Source organism: Streptomyces sp. NBC_00483, assembly GCF_036013745.1.
GTDB lineage: Bacteria > Actinomycetota > Actinomycetes > Streptomycetales > Streptomycetaceae > Streptomyces.
Genome location: NZ_CP107880.1, coordinates 9147365 through 9164478, shown reverse-complemented (window position 1 = coordinate 9164478; position 17114 = coordinate 9147365). Strand labels below are relative to the sequence as shown.

Sequence of the window (17114 nt, the reverse complement as noted above, 5' to 3'; positions counted from 1 at the left end):
TGGGGAAGCACCCCCTCTCCCCACGGAGGCACTCCCATGACCGAGACCACCACCGACACTGCGGTCGACCTTCCCCAGCACCCGAGCCCGCGTGCGACCGGCTGTCCCTTCGACCCGCCCCCGGCCCTGCACGCCCTGCAGTCCACCCCGTCGCTGTCCCGGGTACGAATCTGGGACGGCAGCAGCCCCTGGCTGGTCACCCGCTACGACCAACTGCGCGCGCTGCTCGGCGACCCGCGTGTGAGTGCGGACGTCAACGGGCCCGGCTATCCCCACCGTTCGGCCGGGCAGAAGGCCGGCTCCCAGAGCCGCCGCACGTTCCTGAACATGGACGACCCCGAGCACGCCCGGATCCGGCGCATGGTGACCGCCCCCTTCGCCATCAAGAAGGTCGAGGCACTGCGCCCCTCGATCCAGAAGATCGTCGACGACCTGATCGACGAGATGCTCGCAGGACCGAAACCGGTCGACCTGGTCCAGGCGTTCGCCCTGCCGATTCCCAGCCTCGTCATCTGCGCACTGCTCGGCGTGCCCTACGAGGACCACGACCTGTTCCAGCGCCACACCAAGGTCATCGTCAAGCGCGACTCCGCACCCGAGGAGACCGTCGCCGCCACCACCGCCCTCGCGGACTACCTGGAGGAGCTGCTCGCGACCAAGCAGTCCCGGCCCGAGGACGACCTGCTCTCCGAACTCGCCATCAAGCGGGTGGCCACCGGGGAGATGACACGGCGCGAGGCCGCGCACATGGGTGTCCTGCTGCTCGCCGCAGGACACGAGACCACTGCCAACATGATCGCCCTGGGCACCCTCGCCCTGCTGGAGCACCCAGACCAACTGGCCACGCTGCGCGGGACGGAGGACCCCAAGACGGTATCCGCGGCGGTCGAGGAACTGCTGCGCTACCTCAACATCACGCACTCCGGGCGCCGCCGTCTGGCGCTGGAGGACATCGAGATCGACGGGCAGGTCATCCGCGCGGGAGAGGGCATCATCCTCGCGGGCGAGATCGCCAACCGTGACCCGGAGGCCTTCGCCGGCAACCCGGACGAACTCGACATCACCCGCGACTCCCGCCGGCACGTCGCCTTCGGCTTCGGCGTGCACCAGTGCCTGGGCCAGCCGCTGGCCCGCGTCGAACTCCAGGTCGTCTACAGCACCCTCTACCGGCGCATCCCCACCCTGGCCCTGGCCACCGGCATCGACCAACTGGAGTTCAAGCACGACGGGTTGGTGTACGGCGTCTACGAACTCCCGGTCACCTGGTAGCCCCTCGCCCCCTACTGCGTACGCCCCCCCCCCCAGAGAAACGAGAGCCACCATGCGCGTCACCGTGGACCAGCCCAAATGCGTCGCCTCCGGCCAGTGCGTCATGCTCGCCCCCGAGGTCTTCGACCAGGACGACGACGGCATCGTCGAGCTGCTCACCGACACCCCTGACACCGCACACCACGAAGACGTCAAGGAGTCGGCCGCCGTCTGCCCGGCCGCGGCCATCCACCTGGCGGAGAAGTGACAACCGGTCGCCCACTGCGCCGGATCGTGATCGCGGGAGCCTCGGCGGCCGGCCTCGCCGCCGCCGAGACCCTGCGTCGCGAAGGCTACGACGGCTCGATCCACCTCGTAGGGCGGGAGCTCCACCCGCCGTACGACCGGCCGCCGTTGTCCAAGCAGATCCTCTCCGGCGACTGGGACGCCGAGCGGGCGACGCTGCGGCCCGCCGCCGATCTGGCCGCGCTCGACCTGGACCTGCGGCTGGGCACCTCGGCCGCCGCGCTCTCCACCGGGACCCGGACGGTCACCCTGTCCGACGGCACCGAACTCCCCTACGACGGCCTGGTCATCGCGACCGGTGTACGCCCTCGGAAGCTGCCACAGTGCGGACTGCCTGGCGTGCACGTGCTGCGCGACCTGGAGGATGCCGTCGCCCTGCGGGACCGGCTGGCCGCGGGGCGGCGCCTGGTCGTGGTGGGAGCCGGGTTCCTGGGCGCCGAAGTGGCCTCATCTGCACGGGCGTTGGGCGCACGGGTCACCCTCGTCGAGCCCGCCCCGCTCCCCCTCGCCCACGCGGTCGGCCACGACGTGGGCGCCCACCTGGCGCAGGTGCACCGTGAGCACGGCGTGGACCTGCGTACGGGCACCAAGGTCGACGAGTTCGTGACCGAAGCGGCCCGCGTCACCGCGGTACGGCTGTCGGACGGAACCCTGGTTCCGGCCGACGACGTCCTCGTGGCCATCGGCTCCGAACCCAACACCGAATGGCTCGCCGACAGCGGACTGCGCCTGGAGGACGGTGTGGTGTGCGACCAGTACACGGCCGCCGCCCCCGGCGTGTACGCGGCCGGGGACGTCGCCCGCTGGCACAACCCGCTGTTCGGCACGAGCATGCGCATCGAGCACCGCACCAACGCCGCCGAACAGGGCATGGCCGCCGCCCGCAACCTGCTCCGCCCGGAGCAGCCCAAGCCGTTCGCGCCGATCCCCTACTTCTGGTCCGATCAGCACGGGCTCAAGATCCAGGCGTACGGCCACCTCCGGGGGCACGACGAGGCGCGCGTCGTGGAAGGGGCCCTGTCGGAGGGCCGCTTCCTCGTCGCCTACCGCAGCGGCACGACCCTGACCGGGGTCCTGGCCATCGGCATGCCGCCCAAGGAACTGCGCCGCTGGCGCACGGCCATCGGCGCCAGGGCCGACTGGCACGCCCTCACGTCTGCACGACTCCCCCCTGTACCCGTGGCGAAAGACCGAGACCCCAGATGAGGCCGCCGATCCCGGTGGCGAGACCGAGGCCGTCCAGGATGCCTTCCAGGACACCGATCGCGGGCGCGGGGGCGGCGAGCCTGGTCTCGGTGCCGATGACCCTGGCCGCCCCCGCGAGGACGTCCAGCTCGATCTGCGGCGCGTTCACGAAGACCGCTGTGGGCTTCCACGTGAAGAGGTTCTTGATCCAGTCCCCGAATCCGACCGTCGCCTTCCCCAGGCTGCCGACGCCCGTGAATCCCTTGAGGATGGAGATCCCGCCCGCGGCGAGCCCCACCGTTCCCAGGACGAGACTCGGGATGTCCCACTTCCCGGTGTCGAATCCCTTCCCGATCGTCAGGCCAAGCGAGGCCGTCCCGAAGGCGACCGAGCCGATCGCGAGCGCGACGCCGATCGGGCCGCTGATGAACATGGCGATGACACCGAGGACGGTCCCGATGACGGAGAAGATCGTGTTCAGGAGATCGCCGATCCGGTCCCAGAAACTCTTGCCCTCGACCGCCTCGCCCTCGGCGTCCTCCAGCGCGCGCTTGGCGACGCCCGCGTCGGACGTGCGCAGCTCCTGCGCGTCCACGGCCAGCATGCGGGCGGCTTCCAGGTCCGCCTCCGCCGACTCGACGGACCGCGCGGCGTCACCCTCCGCCTCCCGCGCGTCGGCCAGCGCGCGCCGGGCGCTGCTGCGGGCCTCCTGGTCGTCGGGCGGCGGGGCCTCCGCGCTGTCGAGGCGCTTCACATGGGCGCTCGCCGCGGCCGCCACGTCGGTGGCCGAGTCGAGCCGTTCCTTCGCGTCGCGGCCCTTGTCCAGCGCCCGGTCCGCCTGGTGCTGTGACTCCTTGAGCTGCTCGGCGTACGTGGCGACCGCGTCGGCGGCCGCCTCGTAGGACGAGTGGAGTTTGCCCACCTGCTTGGGCAGTTCGCCGAGTTGGGTCCGCAGCTTCTCCATGGACTTGCCCTCACCGAGCTCGTCGGAGTCCAGGCGGGCGACGACGGAGTGGGCGGACTGGGCGTCGTGGGAGATGGACCGGTACTCCGCGGCGAGCTTTTCGAGGATCTCGGGGTCGCCGGGTGTCGGGTCGTCCGAGAAGCCGAACACCGATTCCCAGTCGGCCAGCGGTGGCCGTGCCATGGCGGAACCTCACTTCCCGTTCTCGGTGTCGGCGGCTTCGGCTTCCTCGGGTTCCTCCGAGTCCTCGGGTTCCTCCGAGTCGTGGAACCGGAAGGTCTCGGCGATGGCGTCGAAGACCTCGAAGAACTTTGCCGCCAGGCTGATGTTGGGCGTCGTGCCGGCGAGGATCATCAGCTCCCGGCTCGACGGCACGGGGATCACGACCTGGTGCACGGCCGTACGGACCGTGGCCTGCCCGAAGTAGTCGAAGTCCTCGATCGAGGTCATCCGCCCCACGCTGCCCACCTCGGGCAACTCCATGATCTCGACACGGTTCAGTTCGGAGTGCCGGCCGACCGAGGTACGGCTGTTGCGCATGCCCGCGGCGAGCATCATCTCCGTCAACTCGGTGGTCTCGCCGTCGGGGATCCGGGCCCGCAGCACCATCGCCGTGGCGTTCAGCGTGCTGCCGTCCCGGAGGAACCCGAGCATGTAGCCGACCTGCAGGGCGCCTTGGGTATAGGCCTCGCGGGCGCTCTTGCGGGTGTCCCGGATCAGGCTGTCCACCAGCTCGCGGTCGACCTCGATGCCCTTCGCCTGCTCCTCGATACGGCGCCGGATCGCCACGTCCCGGATGTTCGGGTCGAGGTCGAGGTGCGACCAACTGGACGGGTACTTCAGGGTGTAGCGCGCAGGGGCGCCCTCCGGCCGCTCACCCACAGGCAGCAGCCCCGGCCGCCCTCCCCCGTCCCCGTCCTGCGTCTCAAGCGGTGTCATCCAGTGCCTTCGTAGCGTCGTTGTCGGTGTCGGTGAAGTTGTCGACGATGCCCTGCGCGGCTTCCTTGAACGTGTCCACGTTGTCCTGGACCCGCTCGTGTCCGGCCGTCCATGCCGCGTCGAAGCCGTTGACGGCTCCGGTCAGGCCGGAGTCGCCCACGTCGTCGTCCGAACCGACGTTGCCCAACTTCGCGGTCTTCGCGATGCGTTCGCGGATGTCCCGCAGCGCGTCCATGGTGTCGGCGAGGTCATCCACCGGAATGTGAATACGCGACATGGGCCCCCTTCTCTCGTCTCCACATCACCCCGCGGATGGTGATCCGCGCACACCGGGCTCTACGGGGCACCTGGCCAGGCGGTTCACGCTTATTGCGGAGCGGTCCCGGGCGCCTATTGGGGAACGGTCCCGAGCGCCTACTGCGGGGCGGTCCCGAGCGCCGCCGACGGACGCACCGCCCCGACGGGTTCACCGTGCCCGAGGACGGGTGTCTCGGTCAGCGCCGCCAGTCGGGGATCGGAGTCGACGTCCACTCCGAGGTGGCGCAGCGCGGCGGTCATCACCACGGGGCGGGGCCGCTGCGCACCGTCCGCGATCTTGAGGGCGACGGCGGAGCCGTCCGGGCGGGCGAGGGCGTAGACGCCTTCCGCCCCGTCCTTGGCTACGACGCCGGGGAGCGCCGCCATGAGGGTGGTGACGTCGCGGCCGGTGCCGCCCACGTACTCGGGGTGCGTGTTCATCGCCTTCGCCACCCGCTTCTCGTGGGTGCCGTCGTCAGCGGCCGCTATCTTCGCGAAGGCGCGCGCCAGGCCGGTGAGGGTGAGCGCGAACAGCGGGGCGCCGCAGCCGTCGATGCCGACCGCGGTCGACTTCTCCCCCGCGAGGTCCTCCAACGTGTCGCGCAGGGCGAGCTGCAGGGGGTGGCCGGGGTCGAGGTAGTCGTCGACGGTCCACCCCGCCGCCACGCAGGTGGCGAGCATCGCCGCGTGCTTGCCCGAGCAGTTCATCGTGATCCGGCTGGGGCCGAGACCCGCGGCGAGGTGCGCGGGCTGCGCGTCGACGCCGATGGGCAGGGCCTCGGTGCACCGCAGGGCGTCCTCGGTCAGTCCCGCTCCCGCGAGGATCCGGCGCACCCCGTCGAGGTGGAAGGCCTCGCCCGAGTGGCTGGCACAGGCAAGGGCGAGGAGTTCGCCGTCGAGGTCGAGGCCCGCACGGAGCATGCCGACGGCCTGGAGCGGCTTGTTGGACGACCGGGGGTACATGGGGCTGTCGACGGGGCCGGCCGCCAGTACGGCGGCGCCGTCCGCGTCGAGCACCACGACGGAGCCGTGGTGCACGGACTCGAGGAAGTCACCGCGCCACACCTCGGCGAGCACGGGCCACTCCGGCCGTGAAACCGGTGACTCGGGCGTGGACGTGCTGGGGGCTGCGGCAGTCATGAGTGTCCTTCGACGGTCGATGGTGCGGGGCCCCGGCTGGAGGCCCTCACAGCTTTTCAAGTGTCGACAGTTATCAGTTTCAGGGGCAAGTGTCGACAGTTGTCCGCCATGAAAGACGGTTCCGGAGAAGCCTTGACACGGGGTTCGGGACGGCTGTCCACTGACGTCTGTCGACACTTCGACAGCGTGTTTCGGCAGATCAACGCCACCCGCTGCCGACACCACGCGCTCTTTGTCCTTCGGAGGTTCCCGTGACCGGACTGATCCACCGTCGTCTGGCGGGACAGGTGGTCGAGATGCTGCGCGAGCAGATCCTCACCGGTGTGCTGCCGTCCGGCTCCCGCCTGAACGAGGTGGAGATCGCCCGCGATCTGGGCATCAGCCGCAGCCCGCTGCGCGAGGCCATCGGTCAGCTGGTGAGCGACGGGCTGCTGGTGCACGTGCCCAACAAGGGCGCCGCCGTCCTGACGGCGGGCCCCGAGGACGTAGCGGCACTCTTCGAGCTGCGCTCGGCGCTCGAATGCCGGGCGGCACGCCTGGCCGCGCTCCGCAGGCAGCCCAAGGAGGTGGCCCGCCTGCGCAAGGTGTGCGTGCGCTCCCGCACGGCGCGCGAGACGGGGCGCAAACTCCCGTACAACCTTGACCTCGACTTCCACCGTTTGCTGATGGAGGCCGCGCACAGCCCCCGTATCGCCGAGCAGGTGTGGCTGGTGCAGCAGCAGGTGATCGTGCTGCGCAGCGGGCTCGTGTCGCGGCCCGCCCACACGGAGGCCTCGCTGACCGACCACGAGGCGATGGCCGAGGCGGTCGCGGACGGCGACGCCGAGCTCGCCGCGAGCCTGATGGAGGCCCATCTCTCCCTGGTGGAGACCGAGTTGCTGCACTCCCTGCAGTCGGACACGCGGCACGCGGACCACGGCGAGGGGGCCACGCCCGCGCGCCGCCGCGCCGGCCGAGCGGAGGCGACGTGACACCCCGGCCCCGTCCCCGCGCCCTGGGGATCGCCCCGGGCACGCTGCCGCCCGGCCCCTCGAACTCCCTGACCGACGTACGAGGTGTCCGCGTGGGGCACCTCACCCTCCACCACGACGACGAGGCGCAGCCGGCGCGGACGGGCGTGACCGTCGTCGTCCCCGCCACCGGCTCCGTGTTCCGCCACAAGCCGGCTGCCGGCCTGGACGTCGTCAACGGGTTCGGCAAGGCCGCAGGACTCAGCCAGGTCGTCGAACTCGGCGTGCTGGAAACGCCGTTGGCGCTGACGAACACGCTCGGCGTCGGGGCCGCCTTCGAGGGCCTGACCCGGCACGCGCTGGGCGACCACCCGGAGATCGGTGTCTCGACGGGCACCGTCAACCCCGTGGTCCTGGAGTGCAACGACGGCTGGCTCAACGACATCCGCGGGCTTCTCGTACGCCCGCGTCATGTCCTCGACGCGCTGGCCTCGGCGTCCGAAGGGCCCGTTGTGGAAGGGGCCGTCGGGGCGGGCACCGGCATGGTGTCCTTCGGGTGGAAGGCCGGCATCGGTTCGAGTTCGCGGCTCGTAGACGCCGAGGATGGCGGCCGCTTCACCGTGGGCGTCCTCGTCCTCGCCAACTTCGGGCGGGCGTCAGACCTGACGGTGCTCGGCGCCCCGGTCGGCCGCCACCTCACGCCCAAACAGGCGGCGGAGCAGGCCGAGTTCGCCCGTGGCGCCGGATCCTGTGTCGTGCTCGTCGCCACGGACGCCCCGGCGGACGCCCGCCAGCTGCGGCGCATCGCCAAGCGCGCCTCGGTCGGTCTGGCCCGCACCGGCGGCATCATCCAGCACGGCAGCGGTGAGTACGCCCTGGCCTGGTCCACGACGAACCGCACACCCCACGTACCGTCCGGGCCCGTCCGCACCTCCTCGGCCCTGGCGGAGGACGGCCCCCTGATGGACCTGATGTTCCGGGCCGTCGCCGAGGCGACGGAGGAGGCCGTCCTCGGCTCCCTGTTCGCCGCGCACCCGGTGACCGGCATCCGGGGCCACCACGCACCCGCGCTGCCCACGGACCGCGTGACCCAACTGCTGCGCCACCCCGAGCCGTTGGCCCACCCGGGCGCGCCGCCGGAGCCCACCCCGTAAGAGCTCCGCACCTCGAACACGACCCACGCCCCACACCCCCAGACATCGGAGCAGGTCTCCGGCCGCCGGGCATGCCCGGCGGCCCGGCCCGACCTGTCCTCAACCACCCCGGAAAGAGCGAACCATGCCCGAAACCGCTCCGGTCGCGGCGCCGCGCCGGACCCCCACCTTCCTCCAGGCCCTCGCCCCGATCGCCGTGATGATCGCGCTGCTGGTGGTCGGCACGGTCTGGCTCGGCCTCGATCCCGTGATCCTGCTCATCGTCGCCTCGAGCTTCGCCGGGGTGTACGCGCTGTGGTTCGGCCTGAGCTGGGAGCAGATGCTCATCGGCATCCGCCGCAAGATCGACTCGACCATGCCCGCGCTGTTGATCCTGATCTCGATCGGCATGCTCACCGGCACCTGGATGATCAGCGGAACGATCCCGATGGTCGTGGACTACGGGCTCCAAGTGATCGAACCCCACTGGATACTCCCCGTGTCGTTCCTGGTTACCGTGGTCGTCTCCACGCTCACGGGAACGTCGTGGGGCTCGGTCGGCACGGTCGGCGTCGCGCTCATCAGCGTGGCGGGCGGTCTTGGTGCCTCGCTGCCCATGACGGCCGGTGCGATCGTCGCGGGTGCCTACTTCGGCGACAAGATGTCACCGCTGTCGGACACGACCAACCTGGCCCCGGTCGTCGCGGGCGCCAACCTCTTCGAGCACATCCGCCACCTCCTGTACACCACGGTGCCCGCCGCGGTCGTGTCGCTGATCGCCTACTTCTTCCTCGGCCTGAGCATGGACACGCATGCGTCGCAGGGCACGGGCAAGCAGACGGAGGAGCTTCTCGGCTTCCTGGACAAGGCGTTCACCTTCAGTCCGCTGCTCCTGCTGCCGCCTCTCGTGGTCCTGGTGGGAGCGGTGCTGCGCAAGCCGCCGCTGCCGACGATCATTCTGTCGTCGGTGGTGGCCGCGGTCCTGGGCGGCGTGGTGCAGGGCTTCTCCCTGTCCGAGCTGAGCACCGCCGCGTCCGAGGGCTTCAACTCCGACATGCTCGCCGCGCACGGGTGGGACGCGCAGGCCATCCCGGAGACGGCCCGGACCCTCCTCGACCGCGGTGGACTCTCCTCCATGACGAGCGTCGTCCTCATCGGCCTCGCCGGCTTCGCGTTCGCCGGCATCATCACCGAGGCGGGCTTCATGGACGTGCTGATCACGCGCCTGCTGCAGCGCGTCCGGCGCACCGGAGGCATCGTCCTGGCGACGGTGGGGTCGTCCATCGGCGTCGCGCTGGCCACCGGCACCTCGTACCTGACGATCCTCATCCCCGGCGAGGGCTTCAAGCAGGTCTACGCCGACAAGGGCCTCGCCCCCAAGAACCTCTCCCGCACCCTGGAGGACTCCGGCACGGTCATGGTCCCGCTGATCCCCTGGAGCGAGGCCGCGATGTACATGTCGACGACGCTGGGCGTGGCGACGATCTCGTACGCGCCCTACGCCTTCCTCTGCTACCTGGGCGCGGTGTTCGCGGTGATCTGCGGCTACACCGGCATCGGCATCGCCCGCAACAGCCCGACCCCGTCCGACCGGCCCACGTCCACGGAGCCGACCGCGTCCACGCCCGTCTCCTGACACCTACCTCGCCGCGGCGGGCACCGAGGTGGGGACGTTGTGGGTCTTGCGGGTCTCGCGCAGGATCAGCAGACCGGTGACCGCGATGAATGCCGCGGTCAGGCCGTGGATGCCGAACGCGGCGGCCACGGAGCCGTGGTGGGTCAGGACGTTGATCATGTCGCCGAACGGGGCGACGGCCTCCGCCAGCAGGACCCAGCCGAGGGCGCGGCGGTGGCCAGTCAGCAGCAGGACGCCTATGACCAGGCCCATCGCGAACTCGCGGAGGCCCTTCATGACGAGGAAACCGCCGCCGTCGCCGGAGGGCCAGGTCGGCAGGCCGACGCCTGGAGTGGACGTCTCGGGGGTCAGCATGAAGGACAGCCCGAGGTAGAGAACGAACAGCGTGATGACGGTGGTCAGGATGGTATTGACGCGCTTCAGTGACATGGTTCCTCTCCTTGACGTTCGGTCTGGGACGGGGAAGCAGCCGGCGCAGACCCCCATCAAAATCTAGCGCCGCTAGATGATGGGCCAACGCTAGCGCTGCTGCCGCTCGCTTGTCTAGCGTCGCTAGGGTCGATATGGACGGAGCCTGGTTCGAACGGGCTGCCTGATCTACGCTGGCGACGCCGCCGACCGGGTCCACCGACCGGCACACCGGTCCGAGGAGAGAAGGCTGTTGACCAGGGCTGTTCCGCACGATTCCGACGCGACGACGCCGGCCGCGCGCCCCGCGGCGTCCGGTGCGGGTGTGTCGTTCCAGCGTGGGCTGAAGGTGCTCATGAGCGTCGCCGAGTCCGGGGAGACCCGCGTCGAGCAGATCGCGGTCGACGCGGGGATACCGGTGAGCACGGTGTACCGATATCTGCGTACGCTGCGGGAGTTGGACCTGGTGGAGGAGCGTTCGGGCACGTACGCACCCGGCTGGCGGCTGCTGGAACTGTCGGGGCAGCATCTGACGCACACCCGGCTCGTGGAGCTCGGGCACCCGTTGCTGCAGGAGCTGACGGATGGGACCGGGGAGACAGCCGTACTGACCGTACGGGTCGGGTCGCAGGCGATGTGTCTGCGCCAGACCCAGTCACCGCACGAGATGCGGATGGCGTTCCGGATCAACCAGCTGCTGCCGCTGTACGCGGGGGCGGGCCAGCGCATCCTGCTGGCCCACGCGCCGCCCCCGGTGATCGACCGGGTGCTTGGCCGGCCGATGCGTACGATCACGGACCGCACGCCCGACCGGGCCCGCCTGGCACGGGAGATGGAGGGAATCCGGTCGAGCAGCTTCCTGATCTCGCAGGGCGAGCTGAACGAGGGCGCGGTCGCCGTCGCGGTGCCGGTGACCGCGATGGGCGAGGTGGTGTGCGCGCTGACCGTGGCCGGGCCCGAACCGCGGTGCGGTCCGACCTGGCGACGTCAGGCCCGCGCCCAGCTACGAGCGGCGGGCGCGCGCCTCGCGGAGATCCTGGAGCGCGGGGCGGGCGCCCTCACGCCGGAGTGATGCGCACCGGCAGGTGCTTCCAGCCACGCAGCGTGTTGTGCAGGAAGGGCACCGGATCACCGGCAGGCTCCACCGTCCGCACTCGGCGGGCCAGTTCGCTGATCAGGACCTCCGCCTCCAGGCGCGAGATGGGCTGGCCCACGCACTGATGGATGCCGAAGCCGAACGCCAGGTGCCCGGAGGCGTCCCGCTCGATCCGGTAGGTGTCGGCGTCGTCGCCGAAGCGACGCGGGTCACGGTTGGCGGCTCCGGTGAACAGGGCGACCTTGGTGTCCTCGGGGATGCGGACACCGTGGAAGTCGACGTCGCGCGCGGTGGTGCGGAAGAAGGACTGGAACGGTGACTCGTGGCGCAGCGCCTCGTCCACCGCGAACCGGGTCAACTTCGGGTCGGCGTGCAGCAGTTCCCACTGGCCGGGGTTGGCGGACAGGCACTTCATGGTGTTGCCGAGGGTGAGCACGGTGGTGTCGAGCCCCGCCGAAAGCAGCGCGCGCACCAGGCGGGTCGCCTCGTCGCCGGTGATCATGCCCTGGTCGGCGTACTCCCAGATCTTCGCGCCGAGTCCTTCGGGCGTCAGGTTCTCGCGGGCGCAGTTCTCCATGACCCAGCCGACGGTGTGCTCGCCGGCGGCGAAGTACTCGGCGTAGCGGGCGTCTTCGGGGCCGAAGGCGGAGAAGTTCATGGCTCCGTGCGGAAGCAGGTTCTCGGCGCGGCCCTCGCGGGGGATGCCCACGGCGTTGCCGAAGACCTCGATGGGGAACAGCTCCGCCATCTCGGTCACCGCGTCGAACTCCCGCTTGTCGAGGAGTTCGTCGACGAGTTGCTCGGCGTAGGCACGGAACGCGGGGCGCAGCGCACGCACGTTGCGCGGGGAGATGACCCCGGACATGGCGGTACGCAGCGGCGTGTGCGTCGGTGGGTCGGAGTCCAGGATGCCGGCCGGCTTCCACGGAGGTTCCTGGTGGTAGTTGCGCGGCCCGACCCCGGCGCCCGAGAGGAACGTCCCGTGGTCGGTGAGGATCTCCCGGCACTCCGCGAACCGCGTGAAGGCATGCACCCCGTAGCGCTCGAGCCACACCGCGGGCCCCGCGTCGCGCATCCGCGTGAAGAGCGGGTACGGGTCGGTGAGGTGGGCGTCGTCGTAGGGGTCGTCGGCGAGGTGTGCGACGGGGGTGTCGGCCGGGGCGGACATCTGGCCTCCTGTTGCGGCTCGGTGGTCGCAGGCACCGTAGACCGGTGGGCCGCGCCCGGGACACGGGCGTTATCACCTGCTGAGAACCGCTGTTGCCGCGTGCGGCCGGGTTTTTGACGATGCGGCTCAGGCGAGTTTGCGGCTGACGCGACTCGGAGGACGACATGGAGGAAGCATGCCTACGCAGGAGCACCTGACCGTGACCGTGAAGGAGACGCGCTCCGAGGCCGCGGGGGTGCGCTCCTTGGTGCTGGCCGCGCGTGAGGGCGGGTCGCTTCCGCCGTGGACACCCGGAGCGCATATCGATGTGGTCCTGTCCCGGGACCTGGTCCGGCAGTACTCACTGTCCTCGGGGACGGAGGAGGCCGGCTGGCGGATCGCCGTGCTGCGGGAGCCCGATGGGCGGGGTGGTTCGGCGTATCTGCACGACCGGGTCGTGGCGGGCGACACCCTGCTGGTGAGCACGCCCCGCAACAACTTCGCGCTGAACCTGGACCTGGACACACCACGGCTGGTGTTCGTCGCCGGCGGCATCGGCATCACGCCGATCCTGCCGATGCTGGCGGCGGCCGAACGGGCGGGTGCGGGTTGGCAGTTGCTGTACCTGGGACGCGGCGCGGAGAGTATGGCGTTCACCGAGGAGCTCGCCCGGTACGGCGACCGGGTGCGCCTGCACCGCGATGATGTCTCGGGTGTCGCGGACCTCGCCGCGGAGCTCGACGGCATGGGCGCGGCGCACGCGCATGTGTACGCGTGCGGCCCGGCCGGGCTGCTCGCGGCGGTGCAGGAGTACGCCGACGCGCACCCGACGTCCCGCCTCACACTCGAACGCTTCGCCGCGGCGCCGGAGGGCCACGCACGGGACGGCGACCGGCCGTTCACGGTGGAGACCGCCGGCGGGCAGGAGGTCGAGGTGGGCGCCGACCAGTCCATCGTCGACGCCCTGACGCAGGCCGGGGTGCGCACGCTCACCTCGTGCCGGGAGGGTGTGTGCGGGACGTGCGAGACACCGGTGCTCGGCGGCACCCCCGACCACCGCGACCAGCTCCTGAGCGAGGAGGAGCGGGCCGCGGGCGACGTCATGATGATCTGCGTCTCGCGCTGCCAGGGGGACCGTCTGGTCCTCGATGTGTGACGCCGGGGGTTGCCCGGGCACGTACCGCCCGGGCAACCCCCCGTACAGATCAACCCACTTGGGACACCGCGTCCACGACCGCCCCGGACCGGGCAAGGTCGAGCGCCGCGTGCACCCTCGGGTACATCACGACATCACGGGTCAGGTGGTCGATCGGCCGCCCGTCGGTGGCCGGTGTGGCGCGGAGCCGGTCGAGGGCGGCGCGGGTGGCCGGGGCGAGGGCCTCCGGGCCCCTCCCCTGCTCGGCGAGCCGCAGCTCCATCGCCTGGCCGGCCATCAACAGTTCCGTGGCGACGACCGCCTCGATATTGGCGACGACCTGGCGGGCGTGACGCCCCGCGTTGGACGCCATCGAGACATGGTCCTCCTGGTTGGAACAGGTGGGGATGGAGTCGACACTGTCCGGGTGCGCGAGTGTCTTGCAGTCGGACACCAGGGCGGCGGCCAGATACTGCGGCAGCATGTAGCCGCAGTCCATGCCCACCTTCTCGCCGTCGACGAGCATGTCGGGCAGCCCGCGATTGAGTGTGCCGTCGTTGAGCCGGAACAGGCGGCGCTCGGCGATCGACCCGATCTCGGTGACCGCGATGGAGAGAAAGTCGGAGGCGAACGCCAGGTACTGGGCATGAAAGTTGCCGCCGGAGACGGCCTTGAGGTCGCGCGGCAGATCTGGCACGACGAGCGGGTTGTCGGTGGCGGCGTTGAGTTCCGTCTCGACGATGCCGTGGACGAACCCAAGGGTGTCCCGCACCGGCCCGAGCACCTGCGGCACACACCGCAGCGAGTACGCGTCCTGGGGCGGCTGACGTACGGGATCGGTGTCGGCGGCGCCGTCGACGAAGGCGCTGCCGTCGAGGAGTTCGCGCAGCCGGGCCGCCGTCGCGATCTGCCCGGGGTGTCCGCGGGCCTCGTGCAGCTGCGGCAGGAAGGCGTCGCCGAAGCCGAGCAGCGCCTCGATGCTCATCGCGGCGGTCACCTCGGCGGTGGCGAGGAGGTTCTCCGCGTCGGCCAGGGCGAGGGCGCACAGCGCGGTGGAGTACGAGGTGCCGTTGGTGAGGGCGAGGCCCTCCTTGGCGCCGAGGGCGAGCCGGTCGATACCCGCGGCGGCCATGGCCGCGCGACCGCTCACCAACTCGCCCTCGTAGTGGGCGAGTCCGCTGTCCTCTTCCGGGTCGGTGTCACCGGCGGGGCGGCTGAGGACGAGGGCGAGGTGGGCGAGCGGGATGAGGTCGCCGCTGGCGCCGAGCGATCCGTACTCGGGGATCGCCGGATGGACACCGGAGTTGAGCATGGCGAGCAGCGTGTGCACGACATCGGGGCGCACGCCTGAGTAGCCGCGCGCCAGGCTGGAGGCGCGGATCAGCATGGTGGCGCGCACGACGTCCTCGCCGCAATACCGGCCGACGCCACAGGCGTTGGAGACGATGAGCCGACGGGACAGTTCGACGGCGTCCGCCGCGGTCTCGAAGGCCTGCCGTCCGGCGAGCGAACCGAATCCGGTGTTGACGCTGTAGACGGGGCGTGCGGCCGCGCCCTCGGCCATGTCGTCGGTGAGCCGGGAGATCCATGCGGCGCTCGGCGCCATGGCCTTCTCGGCCGCCGCGCCGAGCGCTACGGGGCGGTGGTGGCGGGCGACGGCGACGAGGCCGTCGAGGGTGAGCGGCCGGTCGCCGAGGACGAGGGGTGCGGTGGCCGTGGTGTCTGCGGTGGTCACAGGGCGGCTCCTTCCGGGACGGTGGCAGCGGCGGTGGCGGGGCGGGTGTCGTCCGGGTGTCCGGCGCGGTGCCGGGTGGCCGCGCTGACGACGGCGAGTACGAGAATGTTGGCGACCATGGCGACGACACCTACGTCGAGGTCCTGCACCGGCCGCGGCGCCCATGGCAGCAGGCTCGCACTGGTGGCATCGGTGAGCGTGGTCCAGCTGACGATGGCGACACCGGTGCACACACCGGCCCAGGCACCGGCGGTGGTGACCGGATTGCGCCGCCACATCGACGCGACGAGTACCGGGAAGAGCTGGACCACGAACCCGTACGCCATGATCAGCAGCATCGCGATGGCCTCGCCGCCGCGGAAGGTGAGCACGGCGGCGACGAGCGCGAGCACCGGTACCAGCAGGCGGCTGAGCCGTCCGACGGTCCGCTCGCTCGTGGCGGGGCGGGCCGTCTGGTAGATGTTCTTCGCGACCAGCATCGCGGCGGACTGAAGCAGCATGGCACCCGGGACGAGCGCGGCGAGCATGCCCGCGACCCCGACGAGGCCGACCAGCCACGGCGGCAGCGCGTCCTTGGCGAGTGACAGCAGCGCGAGGTCCCCGTCCTTGAGACCCGGCACCTTGAGCACGGCGGTGAACCCGATGACGAGGACCATGACCAGGACGATCTGGTACGCGGGTGTGATCACGGCATTGCGGCGCAGCGCCTTGGCACTACGGGCCGCCAGGATGCCGGGCATCATGTGCGGCCACGTACAGATGCCGAGGGCGAACAGCAGGCTGGTGGAGATGTACCACCACACGCTGTACCCGTGGTCGGGGAGTGTCAGGAAGTGCGGGTGGGCGGCGGACAGCGCGTGGAACATGTCGCCGAGCCCGCCGTAGTAGTGGATCGGCAGATAAAGACCGAGCCCCACGACGAGGACGAGCATCAACGTGTCCTTGATGATGGCGTTCCAAGCGGTGCCGCGCAGCCCGGACACCGTGACGTACACGGCGATGACGGCGACCCCGATCCACACGGCGGCGCCCTGCGAGATCCGCCCGTACGAGCACTCGTGGACGATGATGCCGAGCCCCTTGAGCTGCAGCACCAGATACGGCACGAGGGACACCACGCCGACGACGGCGGTGAGCACACCGAACCCCTTCGAGCGGTACTTGTGCGCGTACAGGTCCGGGGCGGTGAGCAGCTTGTGGCGGCGGGCGTACGCCCAGATCGGCGGGGCCAGCCAGTAGAAGACGACGTAGCAGATCGACGAGAACATGTAGATCATCGGCCCGCCCATCGAGTAGGCGCCGCCACTGCCACCGAGGAAGGTGTACGTGGTGAAGTTCTCGCCGGCGGCGAGGAGGAACACGAGCAGACTGCCGAGCCCGCGACCGCCGACGGACCACTGTTCGAGGTCCATGGTGCGACCGCGCCGGGCGAGCAGTCCGAGGACGAGTACGAGGACGAATGCGCTGCCGAGGATGGCGAGGGCGGTGTTCATCGGGCGACTCCTTCGGAGGCTGCCTCATCGGCGAACTCGCCGCGCTCGTCGGACGGTTCACCTGGTTCGTCGGGTTCGCGGTTCGCGGGGTCGAGGAAGTAGACGACCGTCATGACGACGGTGGTGAGCACCACCCACAGGGCGGCCCAGAACACCACCATCGGCAGGCCCAGGACGTAGGGCCGCTCGGTATTGACGACGATCAACGACCCGGCGACCGGGACGGCGCTGAGCAGATAGAGGATCCAGCGGCGTGACACGAAACGTGCTCCCTCCGGGCGGACGGGCCATGGGCAGGGCCC

The 17114-nt window shown here is 70.7% G+C and carries 17 protein-coding genes; 8 read left to right on the top strand and 9 right to left on the bottom strand.

Annotated elements, in window-relative coordinates; translation table 11 throughout:
- Positions 1 to 36: 36 nt before the first annotated feature.
- The 3 genes from OHA73_RS40985 to OHA73_RS40975 are packed head-to-tail and all read left to right on the top strand — an operon-like array spanning position 37 to position 2760.
- Positions 37 to 1269 carry a cytochrome P450 gene (locus OHA73_RS40985; RefSeq protein ID WP_327657800.1) on the top strand — a complete coding sequence of 411 codons (1233 nt, stop codon included), beginning with the start codon at positions 37 to 39 and terminating at the stop codon, positions 1267 to 1269.
- 52 nt (positions 1270 to 1321) lie between these two features.
- Complete coding sequence (locus OHA73_RS40980) at positions 1322 to 1516, top strand: ferredoxin (RefSeq protein ID WP_327657799.1); 195 nt, start codon at positions 1322 to 1324, stop codon at positions 1514 to 1516.
- 14 nt (positions 1517 to 1530) lie between these two features.
- Positions 1531 to 2760, top strand: a complete 1230-nt coding sequence (locus tag OHA73_RS40975; RefSeq protein ID WP_266725722.1) for an NAD(P)/FAD-dependent oxidoreductase — start codon at positions 1531 to 1533, stop codon at positions 2758 to 2760.
- Here OHA73_RS40975 and OHA73_RS40970 read toward each other — a convergent pair.
- The 4 genes from OHA73_RS40970 to OHA73_RS40955 all read right to left on the bottom strand — a co-directional run bounded on the left by OHA73_RS40970 (position 2705) and on the right by OHA73_RS40955 (position 6079).
- Positions 2705 to 3886, bottom strand: a complete 1182-nt coding sequence (locus OHA73_RS40970; protein WP_267067712.1) for a hypothetical protein — start codon at positions 3884 to 3886, stop codon at positions 2705 to 2707. The genes OHA73_RS40975 and OHA73_RS40970 overlap by 56 nt on opposite strands.
- Before the next feature lie 9 nt (positions 3887 to 3895).
- Positions 3896 to 4642, bottom strand: coding sequence for a hypothetical protein (locus tag OHA73_RS40965; protein ID WP_266723929.1), 747 nt, complete (start codon positions 4640 to 4642; stop codon positions 3896 to 3898).
- Positions 4629 to 4919 (bottom strand): hypothetical protein, encoded by a 291-nt coding sequence (locus OHA73_RS40960; protein ID WP_266723928.1) that lies wholly within the window; start codon positions 4917 to 4919, stop codon positions 4629 to 4631. The genes OHA73_RS40965 and OHA73_RS40960 overlap by 14 nt, the downstream gene beginning before the upstream one ends.
- A gap of 137 nt (positions 4920 to 5056) precedes the next feature.
- On the bottom strand, positions 5057 to 6079 hold the full coding sequence (locus tag OHA73_RS40955; protein ID WP_327657798.1) for an asparaginase: 1023 nt from the start codon (positions 6077 to 6079) through the stop codon (positions 5057 to 5059).
- A 251-nt stretch (positions 6080 to 6330) separates the two neighbouring features.
- On the opposite strand from OHA73_RS40955, the gene OHA73_RS40950 reads away from it, so the two are divergent.
- The 3 genes from OHA73_RS40950 (at position 6331) to nhaC (ending at position 9798) form a co-directional block, all read left to right on the top strand.
- A complete protein-coding gene (locus OHA73_RS40950) occupies positions 6331 to 7050 on the top strand; it encodes a GntR family transcriptional regulator (RefSeq protein ID WP_266723924.1) in 720 nt (239 codons plus the stop codon).
- Positions 7047 to 8183 (top strand): DmpA family aminopeptidase, encoded by a 1137-nt coding sequence (locus OHA73_RS40945; RefSeq protein ID WP_327657797.1) that lies wholly within the window; start codon positions 7047 to 7049, stop codon positions 8181 to 8183. The genes OHA73_RS40950 and OHA73_RS40945 overlap by 4 nt, the downstream gene beginning before the upstream one ends.
- A gap of 124 nt (positions 8184 to 8307) precedes the next feature.
- Entirely contained in the window at positions 8308 to 9798 is a 1491-nt protein-coding gene (gene nhaC, locus OHA73_RS40940; protein ID WP_327657796.1) for a Na+/H+ antiporter NhaC, read from the top strand.
- Between the two features lie 3 nt (positions 9799 to 9801).
- Here the strand turns inward: nhaC and OHA73_RS40935 are convergent, their stop codons facing one another.
- On the bottom strand, positions 9802 to 10227 hold the full coding sequence (locus OHA73_RS40935; RefSeq protein ID WP_327657795.1) for a DUF4267 domain-containing protein: 426 nt from the start codon (positions 10225 to 10227) through the stop codon (positions 9802 to 9804).
- Between the two features lie 232 nt (positions 10228 to 10459).
- Here OHA73_RS40935 and OHA73_RS40930 point away from each other — a divergent pair, with 232 nt between their 5' ends.
- Positions 10460 to 11278 carry an IclR family transcriptional regulator gene (locus OHA73_RS40930; RefSeq protein WP_327657794.1) on the top strand — a complete coding sequence of 273 codons (819 nt, stop codon included), beginning with the start codon at positions 10460 to 10462 and terminating at the stop codon, positions 11276 to 11278.
- Here the strand turns inward: OHA73_RS40930 and OHA73_RS40925 are convergent.
- Positions 11265 to 12470 carry a cytochrome P450 gene (locus tag OHA73_RS40925; RefSeq protein WP_327657793.1) on the bottom strand — a complete coding sequence of 402 codons (1206 nt, stop codon included), beginning with the start codon at positions 12468 to 12470 and terminating at the stop codon, positions 11265 to 11267. The genes OHA73_RS40930 and OHA73_RS40925 overlap by 14 nt on opposite strands.
- A gap of 175 nt (positions 12471 to 12645) precedes the next feature.
- Between OHA73_RS40925 and OHA73_RS40920 the strand changes: the two genes are divergently transcribed.
- Entirely contained in the window at positions 12646 to 13605 is a 960-nt protein-coding gene (locus tag OHA73_RS40920; RefSeq protein WP_327657792.1) for a PDR/VanB family oxidoreductase, read from the top strand.
- Between the two features lie 49 nt (positions 13606 to 13654).
- On the opposite strand, the gene OHA73_RS40915 is transcribed toward OHA73_RS40920, so the two are convergent.
- Genes OHA73_RS40915 through OHA73_RS40905 form a run of 3 tightly spaced genes read right to left on the bottom strand, consistent with a single transcriptional unit; the run spans position 13655 to position 17072 of the window.
- Positions 13655 to 15319 carry an HAL/PAL/TAL family ammonia-lyase gene (locus OHA73_RS40915; protein WP_327657791.1) on the bottom strand — a complete coding sequence of 555 codons (1665 nt, stop codon included), beginning with the start codon at positions 15317 to 15319 and terminating at the stop codon, positions 13655 to 13657.
- A complete protein-coding gene (locus OHA73_RS40910; RefSeq protein WP_327657790.1) occupies positions 15316 to 16812 on the bottom strand; it encodes a sodium:solute symporter family protein in 1497 nt (498 codons plus the stop codon). Before OHA73_RS40910 ends, OHA73_RS40915 begins: the two co-directional genes overlap by 4 nt.
- Positions 16809 to 17072 carry a DUF3311 domain-containing protein gene (locus OHA73_RS40905; protein ID WP_327657789.1) on the bottom strand — a complete coding sequence of 88 codons (264 nt, stop codon included), beginning with the start codon at positions 17070 to 17072 and terminating at the stop codon, positions 16809 to 16811. The genes OHA73_RS40910 and OHA73_RS40905 overlap by 4 nt, the downstream gene beginning before the upstream one ends.
- Positions 17073 to 17114 lie beyond the last annotated feature (42 nt).